Source organism: Kocuria sp. JC486 (assembly GCF_011602805.1).
GTDB classification, from domain to species: Bacteria; Actinomycetota; Actinomycetes; order Actinomycetales; family Micrococcaceae; genus Kocuria; species Kocuria soli.
The window spans coordinates 97,545-108,640 of the sequence record NZ_JAAOZS010000009.1 but is presented as its reverse complement, the minus strand read 5'-3'; the positions used below and the strand labels follow the sequence as shown (position 1 = coordinate 108,640).

General features: G+C 66.1%; 10 protein-coding genes. 4 read left to right on the top strand and 6 right to left on the bottom strand.

Going from position 1 to position 11,096, the window contains the following annotated elements; genetic code table 11:
- Window positions 1-99 precede the first annotated feature (99 nt).
- The 3 genes from GWK18_RS06755 to GWK18_RS06745 all read right to left on the bottom strand — a co-directional run bounded on the left by GWK18_RS06755 (window position 100) and on the right by GWK18_RS06745 (window position 3,877).
- On the bottom strand, window positions 100-1,191 hold the full coding sequence (locus tag GWK18_RS06755) for a BMP family ABC transporter substrate-binding protein (RefSeq protein WP_166834082.1): 1,092 nt from the start codon (window positions 1,189-1,191) through the stop codon (window positions 100-102).
- Between the two features lie 220 nt (window positions 1,192-1,411).
- The gene (locus tag GWK18_RS06750) at window positions 1,412-2,725 is read right to left on the bottom strand and encodes an amidohydrolase (protein WP_166834081.1); all 1,314 of its coding nucleotides are present in this window, start codon (window positions 2,723-2,725) and stop codon (window positions 1,412-1,414) included.
- A gap of 42 nt (window positions 2,726-2,767) precedes the next feature.
- Window positions 2,768-3,877, bottom strand: a complete 1,110-nt coding sequence (locus GWK18_RS06745; protein ID WP_166834079.1) for a mannose-1-phosphate guanylyltransferase — start codon at window positions 3,875-3,877, stop codon at window positions 2,768-2,770.
- A gap of 296 nt (window positions 3,878-4,173) precedes the next feature.
- Here GWK18_RS06745 and sdhC point away from each other — a divergent pair, with 296 nt between their 5' ends.
- The 4 genes from sdhC to GWK18_RS06725 all read left to right on the top strand — a co-directional run bounded on the left by sdhC (window position 4,174) and on the right by GWK18_RS06725 (window position 7,695).
- Window positions 4,174-4,575: a succinate dehydrogenase, cytochrome b556 subunit gene (gene sdhC / locus GWK18_RS06740; RefSeq protein WP_348535866.1), complete on the top strand. Its 402-nt coding sequence runs from the start codon at window positions 4,174-4,176 to the stop codon at window positions 4,573-4,575.
- 19 nt (window positions 4,576-4,594) lie between these two features.
- A complete protein-coding gene (locus GWK18_RS06735) occupies window positions 4,595-5,083 on the top strand; it encodes a succinate dehydrogenase hydrophobic membrane anchor subunit (protein ID WP_166834077.1) in 489 nt (162 codons plus the stop codon).
- 96 nt (window positions 5,084-5,179) lie between these two features.
- Window positions 5,180-6,931 carry a succinate dehydrogenase flavoprotein subunit gene (gene sdhA, locus GWK18_RS06730; RefSeq protein WP_166834075.1) on the top strand — a complete coding sequence of 584 codons (1,752 nt, stop codon included), beginning with the start codon at window positions 5,180-5,182 and terminating at the stop codon, window positions 6,929-6,931.
- Complete coding sequence (locus GWK18_RS06725) at window positions 6,931-7,695, top strand: succinate dehydrogenase iron-sulfur subunit (RefSeq protein WP_166834073.1); 765 nt, start codon at window positions 6,931-6,933, stop codon at window positions 7,693-7,695. The genes sdhA and GWK18_RS06725 overlap by 1 nt, the downstream gene beginning before the upstream one ends.
- A 181-nt stretch (window positions 7,696-7,876) precedes the next feature.
- Here the strand turns inward: GWK18_RS06725 and GWK18_RS06720 are convergent, their stop codons facing one another.
- The 3 genes from GWK18_RS06720 to GWK18_RS06710 all read right to left on the bottom strand — a co-directional run bounded on the left by GWK18_RS06720 (window position 7,877) and on the right by GWK18_RS06710 (window position 11,096).
- Window positions 7,877-8,959: a YihY/virulence factor BrkB family protein gene (locus GWK18_RS06720; RefSeq protein WP_166834070.1), complete on the bottom strand. Its 1,083-nt coding sequence runs from the start codon at window positions 8,957-8,959 to the stop codon at window positions 7,877-7,879.
- A 123-nt stretch (window positions 8,960-9,082) separates the two neighbouring features.
- Complete coding sequence (gene trpS, locus GWK18_RS06715; protein ID WP_166834093.1) at window positions 9,083-10,111, bottom strand: tryptophan--tRNA ligase; 1,029 nt, start codon at window positions 10,109-10,111, stop codon at window positions 9,083-9,085.
- Between the two features lie 133 nt (window positions 10,112-10,244).
- Window positions 10,245-11,096, bottom strand: a complete 852-nt coding sequence (locus GWK18_RS06710) for an exodeoxyribonuclease III (RefSeq protein WP_166834068.1) — start codon at window positions 11,094-11,096, stop codon at window positions 10,245-10,247.

Below are 11,096 nucleotides of genomic sequence, written 5' to 3'. Positions count from 1 at the left end.
CGGGTCCGGCCGCGGGGGGGGGCGTGCCCCCGGGGGCGCCGAGGGGGAGGGGGGGGGGGTGGGCCCCGGCCCCCGGGGGGCCCCCCCCCCCACGACGGGTCACTCGGGTGAGTTCTCGGATTCGACCTTGATCTCGCCGTCGATGATCTTCTGCTTGATGTCCTCGACCTCGCTCGCGACGTCCTTGCCGACGCGGTCCTCCTGGTCGTGGAACTCGGCGATGCCCACACCGCCGTTCTCGAGCGTGCCGACATACGGGGTGTTGTCGAACTCGCCCTCGGCCGCGGTGGTCACGACGTCCTCGACCGAGGTCGAGAGTTCCTTGAGCACGGAGGTCAGCTGGTATTTCTTCTGGTCCTCGGAGAGGGTGTCGTAGCCGTCGGCGTCGACCCACACGAACGTGACTTCGTCCTCGCGCCCGTCCGCGTTGGCATCGACGACGGCGTCCGCGGTGCCCGTGGCGGCCTGGCCGGCCACCGGCATGATCACATCGGCGCCTTCGTTGATGAAGTTCTGCGTTGTGGTCTTGGCGGCTGCGGTGTCACTGAAGTTGCCCACGAACGTGCCGTCCTGAGCCTTCTTGTCCCACCCGAGCAGTTCGACGTCGTCGTCCTTCTGTTCGTTCCAGTAGTCCACGCCGTCGGAGAACCCGTCCATGAACACCGTGACGGTAGGGATGTCCAGACCGCCGTAGGTGGCGACCTTCCCGCTCTCGGAGGAACCGGCGGCGACGTAGCCCGCCAGGAACGCGGCCTCGGCCGTGTTGTAGGTGATGGGCTTGACGTTGTCCAACTGGATGGAGTTGTCGTCCACGGTCGCGAAGTGCATGTCCGGGTTCTCCTCCGCGGCGGTCTTGGTCGCGTCGGCCAGCATGAAGCCCACGGAGACCGTCAGGTCGCAACCGTTCTGCACCATGGAGTTGAGGTTCGGGGTGAAGTCCGTTTCGGCCTGGGACTCGGCCTGCTGGACGGTGATGCCCAGCTTCTCCTCTGCGGCCTTGAGCCCTTCGTAGGAGTTCTGGTTGAAGGAGCGGTCCTGGAAGCCGCCTTCGTCGGAGACGATGCAGCCCGTGAAGTCCGAGGCCTCAGCGTTGCCGCCGCCCTCTTCGGGAGCTTCACCGCAGGCCGCCAGGGCCAGTGCGGAAAGGCTGAGAACGGCCGATACCTTCATGGTGCGAGCGCGGAAGGTCATGTTTCCTCCGGTGGAGAGTGTCCCGGGCACAGAAGCACAGAAGGGTTCGGCCCACAGGGGCGGAAATCAGGCATGACCGGGGACAGGGTCTGACAAGTGACGGCGACAGTGTACTCGCGAGTAGCGCGTGGCTGTTACACAGCACACAGTCGACAGCCCTGACTTCCGACCGCCACTGATTCGAACGGGCCGTGCGGCAGCTCGGGAGGCACACTCCGGGTCAGCGCGTGACTTCCCGGGTGTGCAGCAGCACCGCGCGCAGAGCCGTGTTGGTCATGACCTGGATCCCGCAACCGATCGCTTCCTCGTCGGCGATGTAGTCGGCCTGGTGCAGGTCGTAGGTCCGCCCGCCGGGGGTTCGCGTGCCCAGTCGCATCATGGAACCGGGGACCTCCTGGAGGTACCAGGCGAAGTCCTCCCCGCCCATGGACTGCTCGACCAGCAGGACCGCGTCCTCCCCCAGCTCGTCGCGGGCGGCGTTCTCCAGCAGGGTGGTTTCTTCCTCCCCGTTGACCACGGGCGGGACCCCGCGGATGTGTTCCACTTCGACGTCGACGCCGTACGGGGAGGCCACCTGGCCCACGACCTCGTCCAGCAGGGCACCGGCCCGTTGCCAGGCGTCCGCGTCCAGGCACCGCATGGTCCCCGCCAGGGTGCCGCGCGAGGGGATGGCGTTGGGCGCGATCCCGGCGTTGATCTCGCCCCAGACCACGGCCACCCCGGAGCGGACGTCGACGCGGCGGGACATGACGGCGGGAACGTTGACCGCGATCTGCGCCATCGCGAAGACCAGGTCCTGGGTCAGGTGCGGTCGGGAGGTGTGCCCACCCATGCCGGAGACGTGCACTCGTACGGTGTCGGAGGCGGAGGTGATGGCGCCGATCCGGGTCCCCACGTGGCCGACGTCGACCTTTGGCTCACAGTGCAGGGCGAACATCCGCGGCACTCCGTCGAGCACTCCCTGCTCGATCACCTTGAGCGCCCCACCGGGCAGCTTCTCCTCGGCAGGCTGGAAGAGCACCCGCACCCGACCGGCCAGCGACGAGGAGCGGTCCAGGTCGGCCAGGACCTTCGCCACCCCCACCATGACCGTGGTGTGCACGTCGTGCCCGCACGAGTGGGCGACGCCGTCGTTGACCGACGAGAACGCGAGCCCCGTGGCCTCTTGGATGGGCAGGGCGTCGATGTCGGCCCGCAGTCCGACGGCGATCGGCCCCCGACCGATGTCCACGTAGCACCCGGTGCCCTTGAGCCGCACCGGGGCGAGCCCCACGCTTTCCAGCTCCGCGACAATCCGATCGGTCGTGCGGAACTCCTGGTAGGACAGCTCCGGGTGCTGGTGGAGGTCGCGGCGGAAATCGATCAGACCGGGCAACCAACGGCCCAGGAACGGTCCGACGGACGGCAGTTGCCCCGCCTCACCCGACCAGGCCGCCTGAGCTTGTCCCGCCGCCCCGTTCGGGGCCTCGGTTCCGCGCTGGTTGTGGGCCGTCAATGCGTCGGTCTCCGTGTCCTGGTCGGTGATGTTGGGCATTTCCTCAGAATACGCCGCGGCCGGACAGGCCAACACGCAACGTCACAAGACGTCCGTGTCGCCCGCGGCCTTGAGGGAGTTGACCGTTTCCTTGACCCGCTGTGCGTGTTCACGGGTGGTCACCAACAGCGCGTCAGGGGTGTCGACGACGACGATGTCCTCGACGCCGATCAACGCGACCACACGCCCGGTGTCGGAGACCACGATGCCCGAGGAGTTGTCCACCAGCACGCGGGTGTTCTCCCCCAGGACGGCGACGTCGTCTGACTCCCCGACGTGGTTGAGCCGGGACATCGCGGCGAAATCCCCCACGTCGTCCCAGGTGAAGCGACCCGGAACCACTGCCACGTCACCGGCGGCGGCGGCCGGTTCGGCCACCGCGTAGTCGATCGCGGTCTTGGGCAGGGTCTCCCAGACGCGGGACATGACCTGGTCCTGCCGGACGGTGCCCCAGGCGTCGGCGATGGCCTGCAAACCGTCGTAGAGCTCGGGTTCGTTGACCTTGAGGTGTTCGAGCATGAGCGCTGCGGGAGCCACGAACATGCCCGCGTTCCACAGGTAGTCACCGCTGGCCACGTAGGCCCGCGCGGTGTCCTCGTTGGGCTTCTCCACGAACTGCTCGACCCCGCGCACGGAGGGTGCGCCTTCGATGCCCAGCTCGCCGTCGGCCTTGATGTAGCCGAAGCCCGTGGACGGAGTGGTCGGCTGGATGCCGATGGTCACGATCTTCCCGGTGCGGGCGGCGGTGACGGCCTCGACGACGACGTCCTGGAAGGCAGCAGCCGGCTCGATCACATGGTCCGCGGCGAAGGATCCGACAACGCACCCGGGGTCACGGCGCTCCAACAGCATGCAGGCCAGACCGATGGCCGCCGCCGAATCACGGGGCGAGGGTTCGAGCACCAGGTCTTTGGCGGACAGTTCGGGCAGCTGCTGGCTGACCGCACCGGCATGGCCACGGCCGGTGACCACCATGACCGGATCGTTCGTCAAGGGCGCCAGACGTTCGTACGTCGCGCGCAACAGGGACGAACCGGAGCCGGTGAGATCCAGCAGGAACTTCGGTGCATCCGCCCTGGACAGCGGCCAGAGCCGGGAACCGACACCGCCGGCCGGAATGAAGGGGTAGAAGTGCTCAAGAGGTTGGGTCACGATCGCGATCCTAACCCGTCGTCTCCCCGGGCCCTGGGCGCAGGAGACGCGCGGCACGCAAGATCGGCCGAACGGTGGACAGAGCTACCGCGCTTGTCACATCCGGAATACGACTACCGGTGGCTGACACCTTGTCGCCAAGTGGCGCTTCCGCCCTCGCCAGGCTGATAAGGTGACCCCGAGTTCGCTGGAGAATCTTGAGGTGAGTCACAGACTCCCGCAAGGGTGCACAGCACGCAGATCAACACGCCGAGGCGAGCGAAGGCACCCGCAGGTGATACAGGGAGGTATCAATCGTGGCCGCGACAACCACGGAGACCCAGTCTGGGCCAAAATCCGGAACCCTTTACCGGGGCGAGTACGGAATGTGGTCCTGGGTCGCGCACCGCATCAGCGGTGTGGGCATTTTCTTTTTCCTTCTGGTCCACGTCCTGGACACCGCCATGGTGCGGGTGGACCCGGAGGCGTACAACGCCGTCATGGAGACGTACAAGAACCCCGTCATGGCGCTGGGTGAGGCCGGCCTGGTGGCGGGCATCGTCTACCACGCCTTCAACGGCATCCGAATCATCCTGATCGACTTCTGGTCCTCGGGAGCCAAGTACCAGAAGCAGATGTTCTGGGGTGTGATCGTGGCCTGGGTCGTGGTGATGGTGCCCTTCCTGGTCCGTCACCTGATGAACGCCTTCATGCACTGATCGCGAGGAATACCTAAGAATGAGCACTCCGCTGAAGCCTCAAATTGCCGTTCCTCGCAGCAATGACCGCGTGGTCAACGGCGTCAAGTACAACCGCTCCGGATCCGGGCGCAGCAAGTTCGAGATGCTGGCCTGGCTCTACATGCGTCTGTCCGGGATCCTGCTGCTGGTCCTGGTCTTCGGTCACCTGATCGCCAACCTGATCGTCCCCGAAGGCGGCGTGCACGCCATCGACTTCGGCTTCGTCGGTGGCAAGTGGGCCAACCCGTTCTGGCAGGTCTGGGATCTCGCCCTGCTGTGGCTGGCCATGCTGCACGGCGCGAACGGCATGCGCACGATCATCGACGACTACGCCGAGCGCGACGGTGCCCGCTTCTGGTTGAAGCTCGCGCTGTTCCTTGCCACCGCCTTCGTGATCCTGCTGGGCACGCTGGTCATCTTCACCTTCGAGCCCTGCCCGACCGGCGCCGACCCCGAACTGCTCGCGTCCTTCTGCCCGGCTCCCTGAGCCCGGCACCGGTCACTTCAGCATTGAACGGGCGCTGACCTGAGCCTCTCGGCCGGTGCGCGCCCACTGAATCTCGAGAAGAAAGAACATTTCAGAATGCAGGTTCACAAATACGATGTGGTCATCGTAGGAGCCGGTGGCGCCGGTATGCGTGCCGCCATCGAATCCGGTCAGCGCGCCCGCACCGCCGTGTTGACCAAGCTCTACCCCACCCGTTCCCACACGGGTGCCGCCCAGGGCGGCATGTGTGCAGCACTCGCCAATGTCGAGGAAGACAGCTGGGAGTGGCACACGTTCGACACCATCAAGGGTGGTGACTACCTGGTCGATCAGGACGCCGCCGAGGTCATGGCCAAGGAAGCCATCGAGGCCGTTCTCGACCTCGAGAAGATGGGCCTGCCGTTCAACCGTACGCCCGAAGGCAAGATCGACCAGCGTCGCTTCGGCGGTCACACCCGCGACCACGGCAAGTCGCCGGTCCGCCGCGCCTGCTACGCCGCGGATCGCACCGGGCACATGATTCTGCAGACCCTGTACCAGGCCTGCATCAAGCACAACGTCGAGTTCTACAACGAGTTCTACGTCTTTGACCTGGTGCTCGTGGACACCCCGGAGGGTCGCCGCCCCGCCGGCGTCGTCGCCTACGAACTGGCCACCGGCGAGCTGCACGTGTTCCAGGCCAAGTCGGTGGTCTTCGCCACCGGCGGCAACGGCAAGGTCTTCAAGACGACGTCGAACGCCCACACCCTGACCGGTGACGGCATGGCCATCGCTTTCCGCAACGGGCTGCCGCTCGAAGACATGGAATTCGTCCAGTTCCACCCGACCGGGCTGGCCGGCCTGGGCATCCTGGTCTCGGAAGCCGCTCGCGGTGAGGGCGGGATCCTGCGCAACTCGGAGGGTGAGCGCTTCATGGAGCGCTACGCACCGACCATCAAGGACTTGGCCCCGCGTGACATCGTTGCGCGTTCCATGGCCAACGAGGTGCGCGAGGGGCGCGGTTGCGGCCCCAACAAGGACTACGTGCTGCTGGACCTCACGCACCTGGAGCCCGCGCACATCGACGCCAAGCTCCCGGACATCACCGAGTTCGCGCGCACCTACCTGGGTGTGGAGCCCTACACCGAGCCCGTTCCGGTTTTCCCCACCGCGCACTACACGATGGGTGGCATCCCCACCGACATCAAGGGCGAGGTGTTCGAGAACTCCGAGAAGACCATCCCGGGCCTCTACGCCGCGGGTGAGGTCGCGTGCGTGTCCGTGCACGGCTCCAACCGCCTGGGCACCAACTCCCTGCTGGACATCAACGTGTTCGGCAAGCGCGCCGGTATCTACGCCGCCGAGTACGCCCAGGGGGCGGAGTTCCTCCCGATTCCCGACGACGCCATGGAGGCCACGGAAGCGCTGTTGAACAACGCGCTCTCGGCCGAGGGCTCCGAGAAGGTGGGTGCGATCCGCAAGGACCTGCAGGACACCATGGACCTCAACATGCAGGTGTTCCGCACCGAGGAGTCCATCAACAAGGCACTCTCGGACATCGCCGCTCTGGAGGCGCGCTACGCCAACATCGCGATCCAGGACCACGGCAAGCGCTACAACCTGGACCTGCTCGAAGCCGTTGAACTCGGCTTCCTGCTGGAGCTGGCCAAGGTCATGTCCGTGGCGGCTTTGCACCGGCAGGAGTCCCGCGGCGGGCACGCGCGTGAGGACTTCCCCAAGCGCGACGACGAGAACTTCATGGTGCACTCGATGGTCTACCACGATCCGGCCTCGGAGACCGCCGGGATCCGGCAGGAGACCAAGCCCGTCATCTTCACCCATTACGAGCCGATGGAGCGTAAGTACTGATGTCGACCGCTACCACTGACAAGACCGAAGAGAACACCCAGGCCGGGGCCATCCCGTCGTTCGACGTCACCGTGCGGGTCCGCCGGTACAACCCCGAGGTCTCGGAAGAGGCCCGCTGGGACGAGTTCAAGCTGACCATGTACGGCACGGACCGCGTGCTCGACTGCCTGCACAAGATCAAGTGGGAACTGGACGGGTCGCTGTCCTTCCGTCGTTCGTGCGCCCACGGCGTCTGCGGCTCGGATGCCATGCGCATCAACGGCCGCAACCGCCTGGCCTGCAAGGTCCTGCTCAAGGACCTTGATCTGTCCAAGCCGCTGACGATCGAGCCGATCAAGGGCTTGCCCTGCGAGAAGGACCTGATCGTGGACATGGAGCCCTTCTTCCAGTCCTACCGCGAGATCATGCCGTTCCTGGTCAACGTGGACAACGAACCCGAGCGTGAGCGCTACCAGTCGCAGGAGGACCGCGCGCGGTTCGACGACACCACCAAGTGCATTCTGTGTGCTGCCTGCACCTCCTCCTGCCCGGTGTTCTGGACCGACGGCCAGTACTTCGGCCCGGCCGCGATCGTCAACGCCCACCGGTTCATCTTCGATTCGCGTGATCAGGCGGGTGACATGCGCCTGGAGATCCTCAACGACAAGGAGGGCGTGTGGCGCTGCCGCACGACCTTCAACTGCACCGAGGCCTGCCCGCGCGGCATCGAGATCACCAAGGCCATCGCCGAGGTCAAGAAGGCTGCCCTGACCCGCTCGATGTGATCCTTGCCCGTGCCGATCGTGGCCGATAGTGGCACGGGAGCTTTGAGGGGCCGGTGGGGTCCTGAACCAAGTGCCGGTTCAGGACCCCACCGGCCCCTTCGTCGTACACAGGACCGACCACTTACCGCCCTGAACCCTGGATCGCCCTAGCCCCCGGTGCCCAAGCGCCTGGCGCGGTGTGTCATAGAGCGCGTTCCTGCGAGCGCACGTGGTCCAGGAGATCAGCGTGAATGGGCGTGACCGCCCGGTCCTCCCCCGTCGGCTGGGCGTGACCACCGTGGGTATCAGCCTGGACCAGGGCGCCGAAGGCGGCGGACAGCAAGACAATCTGACTGAAGAAGTAGAACCAGAACAGCACACCCACGATCAGGCCCACCGAGAACAGGTACGGATTGGCCGCCATGGTCTGGATCAGGGTGCCCCCTAGCTCACGCAATGCCAGGTTGCCCGTGACCCCGAGGAACAGCGAGCAGAACATCGACCACCGGCCGGGCCGCAGCTGGGCGACCACGCGGATCATCAAATACAGCATCAAGGCGTCGGCCAGAACTCCCACGAACGTGGCCGCGCCGTAGGCGAAGTCACCGCCCAGGAAGTCGATCAACGCGCTCAGCCACCCGATGTCCTCCGTGGCTCCTTCCAGCAGTCGCAGCGCACCGGCCGCCTCGGCATTCATGACCAGCGAGATGGCCAGCGTCAGAACCAGCAGCACCAGACCGAACACATCCCGCGGTATGGCTGCGATCGGAGCACCCCGGGTCGGTGGCACCTCGAACATGCGGCGGCAGGCCAAGCGGATTCCCGCCGCCCAACGCCACGCCGTGAAAGCCAGCACGGCCGAGGCGACGATGGTTGTCACGGTGAAGGGTTGCGGGTTGGCCAGGGCCGAAACGGGGATGATGCCGCCTCCCCCGGTGTTGATCAACCCGGGGACCGTTTCGTGCACGGCTTCCACGACGAGCCGACGCAGTTCGGAGTCGTTGCCCAGTACGCTGCCGCCGATCGACGCACCGATCACCAGCATGGCGGTCGAGGCGAAAAGCATGTTGTAGGACAGACCGGCCGCCATGAGAGGCCCACCGTGGAAGAAGTAGTGCATCACCAGGCGACCCGGGACCAGCGTCCAGATCCAGGTCAGAGCCAGGTTCAGCGCTTGGAAAGTCACCTTGAGGAACCCGGCACCGCCTTTTCGCTGCGCCCTGATGATCGAGATCTGACGACGTAGTTCCCGCTGCAGCCCGGCCTTGTCCACTGCGGAGGGCATGACCTTGGGGGCTTCGAGGACCGGAGCCCTCTCGGCGTCGCTGGGCTGCCCCGAGGTCTCCGACCTTCCGGGGTGTGAAGAAGTTGCAGTCGAGGGCGCCACGGTGATCGGTACGGTCGGCGCTCAGGCCTGCGGCGGCAGGAAGCCGACCTTCTCGTGGACTTCGGCAAGGGTGGCGGCGGCGATCTCCCGGCCTTTCTCGGCCCCGCGGGCCAGGATCCGGTCCAGTTCCGCGGGGTCGTCCAGCAGCTCCTGGGCTCGCTTCTGGATGGGGTCCAGCGCCTCGTTGACCACCTCGGCCAAGCCGACCTTGAGGTGGCCGTACATCTTGCCTTCGTACTCGGCGACGATCTCGGCCACCGGCCGGTCCGTCATGGCGGAGTAGATCGTGAGCAGATTGGCGATCCCGGGCTTCTCGCCTCGGTCGAACCGGATCTCCGTGCCGTCGTCGGTCACGGCGGACTTGATCTTCTTGGCGTTCTTCTTGGCGGGGTCCAGCAACCGGATCAGACCATTGCCGGAATCCGCGGACTTGGACATCTTGGCGGTGGGCCGCTGAAGGTCATAGATCTTGGCCGTTTCCCGCATGATCTTGGGCTCGGGGACCGTGAAGGTTTCGCCGAAGCGCGTGTTGAACCGCTGCGCCAGGTTGCGCGTCAGTTCGAGGTGTTGCCGCTGGTCTTCCCCCACCGGTACCAAGTTGCTCTGATACACCAGGATGTCGGCGGCCATGAGCACGGGATAGGTGAACAGCCCGACCGTCGTGGCGTCGTTGCCCTGCTTGGCCGACTTGTCCTTGAACTGGGTCATGCGGGCGGCCTCCCCGTACCCGGTGATGCAGTTGAGCACCCAGGCCAGCTGCGCGTGTTCGGGGACGTGGGACTGCACCAGCATGGTGGAGCGTTCGGGGTCGATGCCCGCCGCAATGTACTGGGCTGCGGTCACCCGGGTCCGGTTCACCAGCTCCGCCGGGCCCTGGGGGACGGTGATCGAGTGCATGTCCGCAATGAAGAAGATGCAGTCGTTCTCGTCCTGCATCCGGACCCAGTTGCGCAGCGCCCCCACGTAGTTGCCCAGGTGGAGGGAGTCGGCCGAAGGCTGAACTCCCGACAGCACGCGAGGTCGCCCCGCGGGCGTGGCGGTCGTGCTGATCCGGGCGGGGTTGTCTGCCGCGTCCTGTGGGGTTCCGGTGGGACGTTCGGAGGGGACGGTCACGATGAGCTTCTTCTTCCTCGATCAATTACGGGCGGGGCACGCACCCCGGTTCACGGGTGGAGTCCCGCTACTACAGGCGATAGTCGACGACCAACGGGGCGTGGTCGGAGAATCGGGTGTCGTAGCTGGCCGCCCGGTCAACGACGGCGGTCGCGGCCTTGCCTGCCAGCGCGGGAGTGGCCATGTGGTAATCGATCCGCCACCCGGCGTCGTTGTCGAAGGCCTGGCCGCGGTAGGACCACCAGGTGTAGGGCCCCGGTACCTCGCCGGCCAGGGAACGCGCGACGTCCACGAAGCCCAACTCACCGAAGTACCGGTCGAAGTAGGCCCGTTCCTCCGGCAGGAACCCCGCGTTCTTGACGTTGCCCTTCCAGTTCTTGATGTCCAGTTCGGTGTGGCCCACGTTGAGGTCTCCGACGATCAGCGCGTGGTCGGCATGCTCCACCAAGTCCGGCAGCCGACGCGTCATGGCGTCCAGGAAGGCGTACTTGTCCACCTGGCGTGGGGTGTCGACCTCTCCCGAGTGCACGTAGGTCGACACGATCGTCAGCTTCGACCCGTCCGGCAGGGCGATGTCGTCCTCGATCCAGCGACCGGAGTCGTTGGTGCCCTCGGCCAGCCCGACCCGACGCTCTACGGGAAGCAACGTGCCACCGTGGGCGTCACGTCGCACGGCCGTGAGCACGCCAGCACGCCCCTTTGCCTCGGCCTCGTGGTGGTGGATCTCCCAACGGTCCTCACCCAGGAGGTCCTTGGCCACCTTGTCTGGCGCACGGACCTCCTGGAGGCATAGAACATCGATGTCACGCCCCTCCAGCCAGTCGGCCATCCCCCGTTTGTAGGCTGCCCGGATGCCGTTGACGTTCACGGTGGCGACGCGCAGTACGCCCTCACGGGTCGCGTCGGTGGACTGCTGGTTCAT